The organism is Variovorax endophyticus (genome assembly GCF_025376855.1).
GTDB lineage: Bacteria > Pseudomonadota > Gammaproteobacteria > Burkholderiales > Burkholderiaceae_C > Variovorax.
The window spans coordinates 1-14,468 of sequence record NZ_JAHUTH010000012.1 but is presented as its reverse complement, the minus strand read 5'-3'; the positions used below and the strand labels follow the sequence as shown (position 1 = coordinate 14,468).

Sequence of the window (14,468 nt, the reverse complement as noted above, 5' to 3'; positions counted from 1 at the left end):
CGAGCGCGGCGGGCTCAGGCGCGCCCGCGCCCCTGCCGCGCCGACGCGGGATCGAGGAACAGCTGGCGGAAGTAGTCGCGCAGCGCCGTCATCGCGGGCGAGAACTCCACGCCCTGTTTCCAGCCGAGTCCGATGTTCATCGTGGGGATCGGGTCGCGCAGGTTGATGGTCTCGATGCGCTTGCCCTCGAGCGACCACGGGCGGTAGACCATGTCCGACAGCACCGTCACGCCGCCGCCGTTGGCGACCGTGCTGCGCACCGCCTCCACCGAGCTGGTGCGCAGCCGCACCTTGGGCTGGTGCGGCGTGCGGCCCCAGTACTTGAGCGCGGTGGCCGCGGCCTCGTCGACCGTGAGCATGATGTAGGGCTCGGCCGCCACGTCGGCCAGCGTGACCTCGGCCTTGTCGAGCAGCGGATGCTTGGCCGGCACCCACAGCCGGCGCTGCGAGCCGAAGAAGGTCTCGAGCGAGAGCTCGCGCAGCACCACGTTCGAGGTCAGCACCACGCCGAGGTCGTAGCGCCGCGTGATCAGCCCTTCCTCGATCGCCTCGCGCGCCACCTCGTGCACCTTCAGCGTGACCTGCGGATGCAGCTGCTCGAAGCGCTGCAGGTGGTGCGGCAGGAAGTAGCCCAGCACCGTGTAGCTCGCGGCGATGGTCAGCTCGCCCTGCACGGCGGCGTCCTCGTGGGGCATGCGCTGCGCCTCGTCGGCCGCGGCGAGCACCGCGTAGGCATGGCTCAGGAAGCGGCGCCCGCCCTTGGTCAGTTCCACGCCGTGCGGATGGCGCTCGAACAGCTGCTGGCCGAGCATCTCCTCGAGCTCGCGGATCGCAGTGGTCACGGCCGACTGCGAGATGTTGAGCTGCAGCGCCGCGTGCGAGATGCGGCCTGCCTCGGCCACCGCCGAGAAGTACTTGAGCTGGCGAAGGGTCAGGGACATGGCGGGGCTTCGGGGAGTGGATCGGTATCGGCAACGCGGCGCAGCCGGTGCATGGGTTGGTGAAAACCCGATACCGCGCGATCGAATGGCGCCAGCGTAGCAAGGCACGCGCCGCAACGCAGCATCTGTTTTTCAGATACCGAGCGCGCGGAAAACAATGCTTTTCAGCCTTTGGACCGCTCACTAATCTTCGGCCCGTCCATCGAACAAAGGCTGTCACACGTGAAGAAGAAGCGGATCGATCTGAACTCCGACATGGGCGAGGGCTTCGGCCCCTGGACCATCGGCGATGGCGTCGACGCGGAACTGATGCCCCTGATCAGTTCGGCCAACATCGCCACCGGCTTCCATGCCGGCGATCCGAACATCATGCGGCGCATGGTCGCGCTGGCGCGCGAGCACGGCGTGGGCATCGGCGCGCACCCGGGCTTTCGCGACCTCGTGGGCTTCGGCCGGCGCCACATCCAGGCGCCGGCCGAGGAACTGGTCAACGACATGGTCTACCAGCTCGGCGCGCTGCGCGAGTTCGCGCGGCTCGAGGGGCTGGCGCTGCAGCACATCAAGCCGCACGGCGCGCTCTACATGCATGCGGCGCGCGACGAGGCGCTGTCGCGCACGCTGGTCGAGGCGCTGCAGCGCATCGAGCCCGGCCTGCGCCTGTTCTGCATGGAGTCCTCGGTCACCTGCCGCGTGGCGCGCGAGCTGGGCCAGCCCGTGGTGCGCGAGTTCTATGCCGACCGCGACTATGACTTGAGCGGCTCCATCGTCTTCACGCGCCGCGTCGGCGCGCTCGACCCCGAGGCGGTCGCGGCCAAGGTGCTGCGCGCCTGCACCGAGGGCACGGTGCGCACGGTCGAGGGCGAGGACCTGGCCATCGGCTTCGACTCGGTCTGCATCCACAGCGACACGCCCGGTGCGCTCGCGCTGGTGCAGGCCACGCGGCGCGCGCTGGCCGCGCATGGCATCGAGGTTGCAGGGCTCGCCGCGCAGGGCTGATCCCCTCTTTCCCTTCCCCGTTTTCCGTTTCGTCCCCAGGAGTGCATCCCATGTCCGCTACCCATGAAGTCCTGAGCCCGCTGCCGGGCACCTTCTACCGCCGCTCGGCGCCCGGCGCGCCGCCGTTCAAGTCCGAGGGCGACACGGTGGCCGTGGGCGACGTGCTGGGCCTGGTCGAGGTGATGAAGCAGTTCAGCGAAGTCACGGCCGACGCGGCCGGTCGCCTGCTGCGCTTCGCGGTCGAGAACGCCGAGCCGGTCGATCCGGGCCAGCCGCTGGCCGTGATCGAGACCGCCTGAGGAAGACGACGCGATGACCGCTGCATTCGACAAGCTGCTGATCGCCAACCGCGGGGAGATCGCGGTGCGCGTGATCCGCGCCGCGCAGGAGCTGGGCCTGAAGACCGTCGCCGTCTACAGCGACGCCGACGCCCAGAGCCTGGCCGTGCAGATGGCCGACGAGGCCGTGCGCATCGGCCCGGCCCATGCCGGCAAGAGCTACCTGAGCGCCGACGCCATCCTGCAGGCCGCGGCCCAGAGCGGCGCGGGCGCCGTGCATCCGGGCTACGGCTTCCTCTCGGAGAACGCCGACTTCGCGGCGCGCGTCGAGGCCGCGGGCCTGGTGTTCGTGGGCCCGACGCCGCATGCGATCCGCACCATGGGCGACAAGGCGGCCGCGCGCGCCGCCGCCATGAAGGCCGGCGTGCCCACCGTGCCCGGCAGCGCCGGCGTGGTGAGCGATGCCGGCGTGGCGGTCGAGCTCGCGCGCGACATCGGCTACCCGATCATGATCAAGGCCTCGGCCGGCGGTGGCGGGCGCGGCATCCGCGTGGCGCACGACGAGGCCGAGCTGCGCCAGCAGTTCGCCACCGCCACCGCCGAGGCGCAGGCCGCCTTCGGCAACGGCGAGGTCTACCTCGAGCGCTTCATCCGCAAGGCGCGCCACATCGAGGTGCAGATCCTCGGCGACGGCCAGCGCGTGGTGCACTGCTTCGAACGCGAATGCTCGCTGCAGCGCCGGCGCCAGAAGGTGTGGGAAGAAGCGCCCTCGGCCGCCATCGATGCCGCCACGCGCGCCGCGCTGTGCGAATCGGCGCTGCGCCTCGCGAGCGCCGTGGCCTACCGCGGCGCGGGCACGCTCGAATACCTCTATGACGACGACACGCGCGAATTCTTCTTCATCGAGATGAACACCCGCATCCAGGTCGAGCATCCGATCACCGAGATGGTCACCGGCATCGATCTCGTGAAGGAGATGCTGCGCATCGCGCTGGGCCAGCCGCTGCGCCTGAAGCAGGAGGACATCCGGCTCGCCGGCGCCGCCATCGAGGTGCGCATCAACGCCGAGAACGCCGCGAAGAACTTCATGCCGAGCCCGGGCCTGGTGACGCGGCTCGCGGTGCCGGGCGGGCCCGGCGTGCGCTTCGACACCCTGATGTTCGCGGGCTGCAACGTGCCGGCCTACTACGACTCGCTGCTCGGCAAGCTGATCGTGCACGACAGCGACCGCGCCGCCGCGCTCGCGCGCATGCGCCGTGCGCTCGGCGAGCTGCGCGTGGAGGGCATCCACACCACGATCCCGCTGCACCGCGCGCTGTGCGACGACGCCGAGGTCGCGGCCGCGGCCTTCCACACCGGCTTCCTCGAGCAATGGCTCGCGGCGAACCCGCTGGCGGAGCCCGCCGCTTCCGTCCCGACTCTCGAGAAGGTGCCCGCATGACCGCCGCCATCCTCCCGGCCCAGGCCCGCTACAGCTTCGGCGGCGACGAGCACCTGTTCGTCGAGATCAGCGAATCGATGTCGCTGCCCGCCTTCTTCAAGGGCATGGCGATCTGCAACGAGCTGCGCCGCCGCGTGCAGGCCGGCGAGATCGCGGGCGTCACCGAGATCTGCCCGGCCAACGCGGCCTACCTGGTGCGCTTCGATCCCGACCTGATCGCGCCCGATGCGCTGCAGGCCGTGCTCGAGGGGATCGAGGCCGGCATCGGCGAGGCCGACCTGCGGCTTTCGACCCGCATCGTCGAGATCCCCGTGCTCTACAACGACCCGTGGACGCACGAGACCCTGATGCGCTTCCGCGAGCGCCACCAGGACCCGGCCAGCACCGACATCGAGTACGCCGCGCGCATCAACGGCCTCGATTCCGTCGATGCCTTCATCGCCGCGCATTCGGGCGCGCCGTGGTTCGTCTCCATGGTGGGCTTCGTGGCCGGGTTGCCCTTCCTGTTCCAGATGGTCGAGCGCGAGCGCCAGCTCGAGGTGCCCAAGTACCTGAGCCCGCGCACCGACACGCCGCGGCTCACCCTGGGCCATGGCGGCTGCTTCAGCTGCATCTACTCGGTGCGCGGTGCCGGCGGCTACCAGATGTTCGGCGTCACGCCGGCGCCGATCTTCGATCCGGCCCAGCGCCTGCCGTACCTCAAGGAGCTGATGGTGTTCTTCCGTCCCGGCGACATCGTCAAGTGGAAGCCGATCGACCGCGCCGAGTACGACCGCCAGGTGGCGCAGGTGGAGGCCGGCGACTACGCGTTGCGCATCGCGCCGGTGTCGTTCTCGCTGCAGGAATTCCTGGCCGATCCCGACGGCTACAACCAACAGCTGCTGAAGGTGCTCCATGGCGATTGAAGTGCTCAAGCCCGGCCTCGCGACCAGCGTGCAGGACGCGGGCCGTCCCGGCTACTACCACCTGGGCATCCCGCTGTCGGGCGCGCTCGACCAGCAGGGCCTGGTGCTGGCCAACCTGCTGGTGGGCAACGACGAGGGCGCGGCCGTGATCGAGAGCACGCTGCTCGGGCCCGAGCTGCGCTTCGACGCGCCCGCCGTGGTGGCGGTGACCGGCGCGCAGGCCAAGGTCAAGCTCAACGGCGCCGAGAGGCCGCGCAACGAAGCCTTCGCGGTGCAGGCCGGCGACGTGCTCGGCTTCGACTTCATGCTGCTGGGCGCGCGCATGTGCATCGCGGTGGCCGGCGGCATCGACGTGCCGCTGGTGCTCGGCAGCCGCTCGACCTACGGCCTCGGCGCCTTCGGCGGCTTCGAGGGCCGCAAGCTGCTGGCCGGCGACCGGCTGCCCGTGGGCACGCCCTCGGCGCGCGCGCGGCCCGGGCGTAGCGTGGCGGCGGATCTGCTGCCGGTGCTCGCGAAGGAGGTGACGCTGCGCGTGCTGCCCGGCATCTACTTCCACCGGCTGCAGCAGGACTCGGTGCGCAGCTTCTTCGCCGACACCTGGAGCGTGGGCTCGGAGGCCGACCGCATCGGCTACCGCTACAAGAACGGCACGCCGCTGAAGTTCATCGAGCGTACGCCGCCCTTCGGCGCGGGCGCCGATCCGTCGAACATCGTCGATGCCGGCTATCCCTATGGCTCGATCCAGGTGCCGGGCGGGCGCGAGCCGATCATCCTGCACCGCGACGCGGTCTCGGGCGGCGGCTACGCGATGGTCGGCACGGTGATCAGCGCCGACATGGACCTGATCGCCCAGATGCAGCCCAACCACAAGGCGCGCTTCGTCGCGGTCGACATGGCGCAGGCGCTGGCCGCGCGCGCCGAGCGACGACGGCGCATCGAGCGCCTGCGCGCCGCGCTCGCCGACTGAGCGCCCGGGCGGCGCGGCCGCCCACCCCTTCCTTTTCTTCCCCGTTGCCACCTAGGAGTTCTTCATGAACAGCTTGCCCCTGCGCGTTTCATTGACCGCCGCCGCCTTCGCCGCCACCGTGCTGTGGCACGGCGGCGCCTCGGCCGCCGACTGGTTTCCCTACAAGGCCGAGGCCACCGAGCCCGCCTTCTCGGCCGAGGGCACGAAGAAGCCCATCGACTACGTGCCGCTGCCCAAGGCCTCGAAGAAGTGGGACCTCTGCGTGTCGTTCCCGCACATGAAGGACGCCTACTGGCTCGGCGTGGACTACGGCGTGATCGAGGAGGCCCGGCGCCAGGGCGTGAAGCTGCAGGTGGCCGACGCGGGCGGCGAGGGCCTGTTAACGCTATGCAAGGGGTCGCGAAGCTCACCACAGCCCGCCCATCAAGGCGCGTGACGACGCGTGTGCGTGCGCACACGCTAGGAGCGCAACGCCGAGGGGCGGCCTGTGGTGAGCTTCCCTCCGGGTTGCCCCGCAAAGGGGCCGTCTGCGGCGTTGCCCGCGCTTGCAAGGCGGACGCCTTGCTGCGCGCGGGCGCCTTGCATCCAGCCCCTTTGCGGGGCAACGCGACCCCTTGCATAGCGTTAACAGGCCCTGCAACCTCGGCAAGCAGGTCTCGCAGATCGAGGACTGCGTGGCGCGCGGCGCCAACGCGGTGATCATCGGCGCGATCTCGGGCGACGGCCTCAACAACGTCATCAAGGCCACGGCCGCGAAGAAGGTGCCGGTGATCGATCTGGTCAACGGCATCAACTCGCCCGACCTCTCGGCCAAGTCGCTGGTGTCCTTCCACACCATGGGCCAGTCGACCGGCGCCTACCTCGCGAAGAAGCATCCGGCCAGCTCGCCGCCGGTCAAGGTCGGCTGGTTCCCGGGCCCGGCCGGCGCGGGCTGGGTCGAGGCCGCGCACAAGGGCTTCATGGAGGCGGTCAAGGGCAGCGCGGTGGTGGTGCTCGATCCGAAGTACGGCGACACCGGCAAGGAAGCGCAGAGCAAGCTGATCGAGGACGTGCTGCAGGCCAACCCCGACCTGGCCTACGTGGCCGGCACGGCCGTCACGGCCGAGGCCGCCACCGGCATCCTGCGCTCGCGCAACCTCGACAAGAAGGTGCAGGTGCTGTCCTTCTACATGACGCCGGGCGTCTACGAGGGCATCCAGCGCGGCCGCATCGTGGCGGCGCCGGCCGACTCGATGGTGATCCAGGGCCGCATCGCGGTCGACCAGGCGGTGCGCCTGCTCGAGGGCAAGGAGGTCGCGAAGCACGTGGGCCCGAAGATCTTCGTGGTCGACAGCAGCAACATCCAGAGCGTGAAGCAGGCCGACATCCTGCCGCCGACCGGCTTCAAGCCGGTGTTCGAGGTCAAGTAAGGCCCGCGATGCCACCCCTGCTGCAGACCCGCGGACTCGGCAAGCGCTATCCGGGCGTGCTGGCGCTCGACGGCGTGGACTTCGAACTGCGCGCGGGCGAGGTGCACGTGCTGTTCGGCGAGAACGGCGCCGGCAAGTCGACGCTGATCTCGCTGCTGGCCGGCGCCAATGTGCCGAGCGCCGGCGAGATCCGGCTGCGCGGCGAGCCGGTGCGCTTCGCGAACGTGCACGAGGCGCGGCGCCACGGCATCAGCGCCGTGTTCCAGGAGTTCTCGCTGATCCCCACGCTGTCGGTGGCGCAGAACCTGAGCCTCGGCGAGGAGCCGCGCCGCGGCGGCCTGCTCGACCGCGGCGCGCTGCGCGAACGTGCCCGCGCGATGCTGGCCGACCTGGGCTTCGCGATCGACGTCGATGCGCCCGTGGCCGGCCTCACGCGCGCGCAGCAGCAGATGGTGGAGATCGCCAAGGGCCTGCGCGGCGAGGTCTCGGTGCTGATCCTCGACGAGCCCACGGCCTCGCTGACCGATGCCGAGACGCAGCGCCTGTTCGAGCTGGTGGCGCGGCTGCAGGCGCGCGGCGTGGGCATCGTCTACATCTCGCACCGCATGCAGGAGATCGCGCGCATCGCCGACCGCATCACGGTGCTGCGCGACGGCCGCCAGGTGACGACGGTCGAGGCGCGCGAGACCGATGCCGACCGCCTGATCGAGCTGATGAGCGGGCGTGCCATCGAACAGGTCTATCCGCGCATCGCCTTTGCGCCGGGCGAGACGGTGCTCGAGGTCGAGGGCCTGCATTCGCCCAACGGCGTGCGCGGCGCCAGCCTCGGGGTGCGGCGCGGCGAGGTGGTCGGGCTGGCCGGCCTCGTGGGCTGCGGCAAGTCGGAGCTGTTCCGCGCGGTCTGCGGGCTCGATCCGGTGAGCGCGGGCCGCGTGCTGTTCAAGGGCCAGCCGCGCACCGGCGCCAGGGTGCGCCGGCTGCTCGACGAGGGCCTGTTCTACCTGCCGCCCGACCGCAAGGGCGAGGGGCTGGTGCTGGGCTTCAGCTCGCGCGCCAACATCACGCTGCCGCTGGTGCACGGCCCGCTGCGCGGCCATGGCGGCTGGCTGCGCAAGCGGCTCGGGCGAAGGCTGTCGACGGCCGCGGCCGAGCGCGTGGAGCTCGCGCCGCGCAACCTCGAGCGGCCGGTGGCGCTCCTGTCGGGCGGCAACCAGCAGAAGGTGCTGTTCGGCAAGGGCATGACGCGCGACGCCGCGCTCTACGTGTTCGACGAGCCCACGGTGGGCGTCGACATCGGCACCCGCAGCGCGCTCTACCAGGTGATCCGCAAGCTCTGCGAAGGCGGCGCGGCGGTGGTCGTGATCTCCTCCGACCTGCCCGAGGTGCTGCACCTGAGCCACCGCGTCTACGTGATGTGCCGCGGCGAGATCGCCGGCGAGCTGCAGGGCGACGCCATCGGCGAGACCGCCGTGCTCAATCTCTTCTTCGGTTCCAGCGAGAACAACAAGCCATGACTTCGTCTTCCTCCGTCGCCACCGCCGTGCCTTCGGCACCGGGGCCCGCCGGCCGCGCGCTGGCCCTGCTGCGCGCCCTGTTCCTGCGCCTGGGCGTGCTGCCCTTCATGCTGGCGATCGCCTTCGTGGTGTTCGGCACCCTGTCGGACCAGTTCCTCACGGTGCAGAACCTGGTCAACCTGCTGCGCCAGTCGGTCTACCTGATCCTGGTGGCCATGGGCCAGATGCTGGCGCTGGTGACCGGCGGCTTCGACCTCTCGGTCGGCACCGTGATGGCGATCACCTCGGTGGTGGCGGCGCTGGCCATGCAGTTCTTCGGCGCCGCGCTGCCCGACGCCGCCTGGCTGGCGATCGCGCTGGGCTGCGCCTGCGGCATGCTGGCCGGGCTCGCGGTGGGGCTGATCAACGGCATCGGCGTGGCCTTCATCGGCGTCTCGCCCTTCATCGTCACGCTGGGCGTGCAGTCGATCGGCTTCGGCCTGGCGCTCTACCTCACGGGCGGCGTGCCGGTGTCGGGCCTGCCCGCGGGCTTCAGCGAGCTGTTCGGCTTCGGCACGCTGCTGGGCGTGCCGGTGCCGATCTGGGTCACGGCGGTCTGCGTGGCGGCCATGGGCGTGCTGATGGGCCGCATGCCGACCGGCACCCACCTGCTGGCCGTGGGCGGCAATGCCAAGGCGGCGGCGCTGTCGGGCATCGACACCCGGCGCGTGCTGCTCGTGGCCTACCTGCTGTGCGCGGGCCTCGCGGCCGTCAGCGGCCTGCTGCTGACCGCGCGCGTCGAGACCGGCGAGGCCAACCTCGGCGGCACCGTGGCGCTGGAGTCGATCGCGGCCTGCGTGATCGCCGGCGTGAGCCTGCGTGGCGGCATGGGCCGGGTGCCGAACGTGGTGATGGGCGCGATCTTCATCGGCCTGGTGCAGAACGGCATGAACCTCGCGAGCGTGGGGTCGTACCTGCAGATGGTGGTGCTGGGCGCGCTGCTGATCGTGGCGGTGGTGGCCGACCAGCTGCGCCACCGGATGGTGGCGCGCGGCTCGCACTGACGCACCGAGCTAGTTGGCGAACTCGTCGCGCGGCCCGCCCTCGGCCGCGAGGTGCGAGATGTCGCTCCAGCCCACGAGGCTGAAGCCCTCGCTGCTCCACAGCATGCGGTTGATGGCCGCGTTGCCGAGCTGCCAGGTGCGCGGCGCCTGCAGCTCCTGGCGCGTGGCGGCGCGGTAGAGCACGTCCATCACGCCGCCGTGCGCGACCAGCGCCACCAACTCGCCCGTGTGGCGCGAGGCCAGGTCGGCGGCCACGCGCGTGATGCGCTCGCGGAACACCAGCAGGCTCTCGCCGCCCTCGGGTTCGAATTCGGGATCGCGCTCGCGCCAGCGCCTGGCCTGTTCGGGCAGCTCGGCCTCGATCTCGGCGAAGCTCATGCCCTCGAAGCGGCCGAAGGCGCGCTCGCGCAGGCCGGGTTCGGGCCGGACCTCGAGGCCGTGCGGCCTGGCGATCTCGAGCGCGGTCTGCCAGGCGCGCGAGAGGTCGCTCGCATAGATGGCGGCCAGCGGCTCGTCGGCCAGCGCCTGGCCCACGCGCTGGGCCTGCCAGACGCCGGTGGGATTGAGCCCGATGTCGAGCTGGCCCTGGATGCGCGTGTCGACGTTCCAGGCGGTTTCGCCATGGCGAACGGCGATCAGGCGGGTGAGGTCTTCCATGGTCGAAATTCTAGGAGGGCGGCATTTCGGATCGTGCCGCCGCTCCAGGCCCGAGGCGGGCCCTTACTGTTGCTTCTTCGCCGTGGGCAGCTCGATGTTGACGCGCCGCACGCCCTCGGGCGGCTTCGGGAAGCCCTGCAGCGCGGCCTGGAACATCACCGGCAGCACCGCGGCGCTCGAGGTGTAGGGGCCGTCGTTGCGCGCGCGGGTCTCGTAGACCACGCGGTTGCTGCCGAGCTCGCGCAGCACCACGCCGACCTCGCGCTCGTACCAGGGGTTGGAGGCCTGCGGGATCATCGGCGCGCCATACCAGCCGCCGCCGTACCAGCGCCGGCCGTAGCCGTAGGGGCCGTAGCCATAGCCGTAGCCGTAGCCGAAAGGGCCGTCCCAGAGCCAGGGGTCGGCCCAGGGCGACAGCGTGGTGGTCACGCGGGCGCTGATTTGCGCCGTGTAGCGCGGGTTGGCGTCGTCGCGGCGCAGGCCGACCTGCTCGAGCGCGGCGGCGGCCATGGCCTCGAGCGAGGCCTGGCGCTCGCCGTTGGCCTGCTGCGAGGGCAGGCGCTCGAAGCGGTAGGTGGCGCCGGCGGGAACGGTGTCGATCGAGGAGAAGCTCTTCACGTCGCTGTCGACCACCCAGGAGGTGGCGCAGCCGGACAGGGTTGCTACCAAAAGGAGAGCGGGAAGAGCAGAGAAGGCGCGTTTCATGAGGGTCTCCGGGCCGGTGAGCCCAAAATTCCCCTGGGTAGCCGGATCAGCCCTGAACGATGCGCAGGGCGGCGGGTGCCTGGGAGAGCGGGTCGAAGGAGGGCGTGTCGAAGGCCTTGTCGCCGTTCTCGTCGGCCACGCCCGTCGGCTTCAGACCCTTGAAGTCGTGCAGCGTTCCGTCGAGCAGGTGCGAAGGCACCACGTTCTGCATCGCGCTGAACATGTTCTCGATGCGCCCCGGGTACTTGCGCTCCCATTCGCGCAGCATCTCGCCGACCTGCTTGCGCTGCAGGTTCTCCTGGCTGCCGCACAGCGTGCACGGAATGATCGGGAACTCGCGGTGCTGGGCCCAGCGCACCAGGTCCTTCTCGGCCACGTAGGCCAGCGGCCGGATCACCACGTGGCGGCCGTCGTCGCTCACCAGCTTCGGCGGCATGCTCTTGAGCTTGGCCGCGAAGAACATGTTGAGGAAGAAGGTCTGCAGCATGTCGTCGCGGTGGTGGCCCAGCGCGACCTTGGTGGCGCCCAACTCGTCGGCCACGCGGTAGAGGATGCCGCGGCGCAGCCGGCTGCACAGGCCGCAGGTGGTCTTGCCCTCGGGGATCACGCGCTTGACGATGCTGTAGGTGTCCTGGTTCTCGATGTGGAAGGCCACGCCGAGGTCGCTCAGGTACTTCGGCAGCACTTCCTCGGGGAAGCCGGGCTGCTTCTGGTCGAGGTTGACCGCGACGATGTCGAAGTGGATAGGGGCGCGGGCCTTGAGCTTGAGCAGGATGTCGAGCAGGCCGTAGCTGTCCTTGCCGCCCGACACGCAGACCATGACCTTGTCGCCTTCCTCGATCATGTTGTAGTCGACGATGGCGCGGCCCACCTCGCGGCACAGGCGTTTCTCGAGCTTGTGCGTTTCGCGCTCGATCTTCATCGAGTTGGCGGGCGGGGGCGAGGCGGAGGCGTCGGCGACGGGCGCCTCGTCGATCCAGACGGCGTTCATGGCAAAAGGGCTGCCCGGGGCAGCAAAAAACGGGGGAAGGGGGCGATTTTGCCCCGGATCACCATTCCCCGGCTTCGATGCGGATCGCGACCTCGCAGTCCTCGAAGATCTCGAGCTTGGCGATCTTCACGCGCACGCCCAGCACGCCGGGCAGTTGCAGCAGGCGCTGCGCGAGCTTGCCGATCAGGCTTTCGAGCAGGTTCACGTGCTCGGCCGTGCACTCGTCGATGATGATCCGGCGCACCTTGCGGTAGTCGAGCACGTGGAAGATGTCGTCGTCCTTGGGCAGCAGCGGCTGCGGGCCGAGGTTGAGCTCGGCATCGACCTGGATCGGCTGCGGCGCGACCTTTTCCTGCTCGAGGATGCCGAGGTTGGCGTCGAAGCGCAGGCCGTTGAGGGTGAGCGTCTGGCGCCCGAGGGGGGTGGTGGGTGACATCGGGTGGTGCTCGAAAAAGGGGGCCTCGGGCGGCGGGCCTGGATTCACATGTGCGAGAAATCGCGCTCGAACTTCATCAGGTGCTGGCCGCCGTCCACCAGCAGCGTGGTGCCGGTGATCGAGCCGTTCTCGAGCGCGAAGCGCACGGTGGCGGCCACGTCGGCCGGCGTGGACGAGCGCCCCAGCGGCGACAGCTTGTGCAGCTGCGCGAACTTGTCGTCGTCGTGCATGTGGCTCGGCAGCGTGAGGCCGGGCGCCACGCCCACCACGCGCACGCGCGGCGCGAGAGCCAGCGCCAGCATCGGCGTGGCGGCCTCGAGCGCGGCCTTGGAGAGCGTGTAGCTGAGGAAATCGGGGTTGGTGTTCCACAGCTTCTGGTCGAGCATGTGGACCATCGCGCCGGTGAGCGTGCCTTCTGGATCGCGTTGCGCGAGGTGCGCGTGCAGCGCCTGCGCCAGCACGATCGCGGCCCCCGTGTTGCCGCGCGCATGGCGGTCCATCAGCGCGTAGCTGAAGCTGGCCGCGTCGTCGTGCTCGAACAGCGCGGCGCTGTGCACCACCGCGTCGACCCGGCCGAAGTGCGCCGCCACCTGCGGCAGCAGCGCGCGCGTGGCGGCCTCGTCGAGCAGGTCGGCGCCGAAGGCATGGGCCTCGCCCGCGAGCGCGGCGCAGTCGGCCACCGTCTGCTCGGCCTCGGCGCGCGACTGGCGGAAATGCACCGCCACGCGCCAGCCGCCCGCGGCCAGCGCCAGCGCGATCTCGCGCCCCAGCCGCTTGCCCGCGCCCGTGACGAGGACGGTGCGGCGCTCGGGTGGCGTGGCGGTGGAGGAGGGCGCGGCGCTCATGCGGAAGGTGGGGGTTGGAGGATGCGAGGAGAATCGGTGCCCGTGACGACACAGACCCACAGCAGTTTACCCATCGCCCTCGACACCCTGATCGCCCGTGCCGTCGAGCGCGCCGGCGGCTGGATCGGCTTCGACCGCTTCATGGCGCTCGCGCTCTATGCGCCGGGGCTCGGCTACTACGCCAACAGCCTCGCCAAGTTCGGCCAGATGCCCGAATCGGGCAGCGACTTCGTGACCGCTCCCGAGCTCACCCCGCTGTTCGGCCGCGCGCTGGCCGCGCAGCTGGCCGAGGCGCTCGAGAAGACCGGCACCGCCACGGTGTGGGAGTTCGGCGCCGGCTCGGGCGCGCTCGCCGCCCATTTGCTCGATGCGCTCGATGCCCTGGGCCGCAGCGACGTGAACTACCGCATCGTCGACCTCTCGGGCACCCTGCGCGCGCGCCAGCAGCAGGCGCTGGCGCGCTTCGGCGACCGCGTCGAATGGCGGCTCGAGCTGCCCGCGGCGATGCAGGGCGTGGTGGTCGGCAACGAGGTGCTCGACGCGATGCCGGTGCAACTGCTCGCGCGCCATGGCGGGCGCTGGTTCGAGCGCGGCGTGGTGCGCAATGCGGCCGGCGACGGCTGGGCCTGGGCCGACCGCGAGACCGAGCTGCGGCCGCCGGTCGAGGTGCCGGGCGAGCACGACTACCTGACGGAGATCCATCCCCAGGCCAAGGCCTTCGTCGCGACGCTGGCGGACCGGCTCGAGCGCGGGGCTGCCTTCTTGATCGACTACGGCTTTCCCGAGAGCGAGTACTACCACCCGCAGCGGCACATGGGGACGGTGATGTGCCATCGGGCGCATCGGGCGGATGGGGATCCGCTGTCCGACGTGGGGTTGAAGGACATCACTGCGCACGTTGACTTCACGGGGGTGGCGTTGGCGGGGCAGGAGGCGGGGCTTGCCGTGCTGGGGTATGCGAGTCAGGCGCGCTTTCTGTTGAACTGCGGGCTGGTTTCGTTGATGGAGACGGCTTCCGTGGGGGAGAGGGCCATGGGTGCTCGGCTGGTGCATGAGCATGAGATGGGGGAGCTGTTCAAGGTGGTGGGGTTTGCTGTGGGTGATGCTTGGGAGGCGCTTGGGTTTGTTGAGGGGGATCGGAGTCATACGCTCTGATCTTTTTTGAAGACGTGCTTTTGTTGAGGCTGTAGGCCGGGACTCGCCCCGGCGGGCGACTCACTTTTCTTGTCTCGCCAAGAAAAGTAAGCAAAAGAAGGCGACCCCACTGTCTGCGACCCTGCGCTTCGCTACGGGCAACCTGCGGTGCTCGCGTTTCGCGGGGTCTCGCAGAACTCGCTTCG

At 70.3% G+C, this 14,468-nt stretch carries 16 protein-coding genes; 10 read left to right on the top strand and 6 right to left on the bottom strand.

Annotated elements, in window-relative coordinates; genetic code table 11:
• Positions 1–14: 14 nt before the first annotated feature.
• Positions 15–941 (bottom strand): LysR family transcriptional regulator, encoded by a 927-nt coding sequence (locus tag KV106_RS17130; RefSeq protein ID WP_057591119.1) that lies wholly within the window; start codon positions 939–941, stop codon positions 15–17.
• Between the two features lie 222 nt (positions 942–1,163).
• Here KV106_RS17130 and KV106_RS17125 point away from each other — a divergent pair, with 222 nt between their 5' ends.
• The 9 genes from KV106_RS17125 to KV106_RS17085 all read left to right on the top strand — a co-directional run bounded on the left by KV106_RS17125 (position 1,164) and on the right by KV106_RS17085 (position 9,494).
• Entirely contained in the window at positions 1,164–1,937 is a 774-nt protein-coding gene (locus KV106_RS17125) for a 5-oxoprolinase subunit PxpA (protein ID WP_057591118.1), read from the top strand.
• Positions 1,938–1,987: 50 nt separating this feature from the next.
• Complete coding sequence (locus KV106_RS17120; RefSeq protein ID WP_261211275.1) at positions 1,988–2,236, top strand: acetyl-CoA carboxylase; 249 nt, start codon at positions 1,988–1,990, stop codon at positions 2,234–2,236.
• Positions 2,237–2,249: 13 nt separating this feature from the next.
• Positions 2,250–3,656, top strand: a complete 1,407-nt coding sequence (locus KV106_RS17115) for an acetyl-CoA carboxylase biotin carboxylase subunit (RefSeq protein WP_261211274.1) — start codon at positions 2,250–2,252, stop codon at positions 3,654–3,656.
• Positions 3,653–4,561: a 5-oxoprolinase subunit B family protein gene (locus tag KV106_RS17110; RefSeq protein ID WP_261211273.1), complete on the top strand. Its 909-nt coding sequence runs from the start codon at positions 3,653–3,655 to the stop codon at positions 4,559–4,561. The genes KV106_RS17115 and KV106_RS17110 overlap by 4 nt, the downstream gene beginning before the upstream one ends.
• The gene (locus KV106_RS17105; protein WP_261211270.1) at positions 4,551–5,528 is read left to right on the top strand and encodes a 5-oxoprolinase subunit C family protein; all 978 of its coding nucleotides are present in this window, start codon (positions 4,551–4,553) and stop codon (positions 5,526–5,528) included. The genes KV106_RS17110 and KV106_RS17105 overlap by 11 nt, the downstream gene beginning before the upstream one ends.
• A gap of 64 nt (positions 5,529–5,592) precedes the next feature.
• The gene (locus tag KV106_RS17100; RefSeq protein WP_261211269.1) at positions 5,593–5,964 is read left to right on the top strand and encodes a hypothetical protein; all 372 of its coding nucleotides are present in this window, start codon (positions 5,593–5,595) and stop codon (positions 5,962–5,964) included.
• Positions 5,965–6,142: 178 nt separating this feature from the next.
• A complete protein-coding gene (gene torT, locus KV106_RS17095) occupies positions 6,143–6,937 on the top strand; it encodes a TMAO reductase system periplasmic protein TorT (protein WP_261211267.1) in 795 nt (264 codons plus the stop codon).
• A gap of 8 nt (positions 6,938–6,945) precedes the next feature.
• Positions 6,946–8,451 (top strand): sugar ABC transporter ATP-binding protein, encoded by a 1,506-nt coding sequence (locus tag KV106_RS17090; RefSeq protein WP_057591112.1) that lies wholly within the window; start codon positions 6,946–6,948, stop codon positions 8,449–8,451.
• Positions 8,448–9,494, top strand: a complete 1,047-nt coding sequence (locus KV106_RS17085) for an ABC transporter permease (protein WP_261211264.1) — start codon at positions 8,448–8,450, stop codon at positions 9,492–9,494. Before KV106_RS17090 ends, KV106_RS17085 begins: the two co-directional genes overlap by 4 nt.
• 9 nt (positions 9,495–9,503) lie before the next feature.
• Here KV106_RS17085 and KV106_RS17080 read toward each other — a convergent pair whose 3' ends face one another.
• The 5 genes from KV106_RS17080 to KV106_RS17060 form a co-directional block, all read right to left on the bottom strand.
• The gene (locus KV106_RS17080; protein ID WP_057591111.1) at positions 9,504–10,151 is read right to left on the bottom strand and encodes a histidine phosphatase family protein; all 648 of its coding nucleotides are present in this window, start codon (positions 10,149–10,151) and stop codon (positions 9,504–9,506) included.
• Between the two features lie 63 nt (positions 10,152–10,214).
• The gene (locus KV106_RS17075) at positions 10,215–10,856 is read right to left on the bottom strand and encodes a DUF4136 domain-containing protein (RefSeq protein WP_409976532.1); all 642 of its coding nucleotides are present in this window, start codon (positions 10,854–10,856) and stop codon (positions 10,215–10,217) included.
• 46 nt (positions 10,857–10,902) lie between these two features.
• Positions 10,903–11,847 (bottom strand): tRNA 2-thiocytidine(32) synthetase TtcA, encoded by a 945-nt coding sequence (ttcA, locus tag KV106_RS17070; protein ID WP_057591109.1) that lies wholly within the window; start codon positions 11,845–11,847, stop codon positions 10,903–10,905.
• Between the two features lie 58 nt (positions 11,848–11,905).
• Complete coding sequence (locus tag KV106_RS17065; protein ID WP_057591108.1) at positions 11,906–12,283, bottom strand: dihydroneopterin aldolase; 378 nt, start codon at positions 12,281–12,283, stop codon at positions 11,906–11,908.
• Positions 12,284–12,327: 44 nt separating this feature from the next.
• Positions 12,328–13,128 carry an SDR family oxidoreductase gene (locus KV106_RS17060; RefSeq protein ID WP_261211260.1) on the bottom strand — a complete coding sequence of 267 codons (801 nt, stop codon included), beginning with the start codon at positions 13,126–13,128 and terminating at the stop codon, positions 12,328–12,330.
• A gap of 21 nt (positions 13,129–13,149) precedes the next feature.
• On the opposite strand from KV106_RS17060, the gene KV106_RS17055 reads away from it, so the two are divergent.
• Entirely contained in the window at positions 13,150–14,283 is a 1,134-nt protein-coding gene (locus tag KV106_RS17055) for a class I SAM-dependent methyltransferase (RefSeq protein ID WP_261211259.1), read from the top strand.
• Positions 14,284–14,468 lie beyond the last annotated feature (185 nt).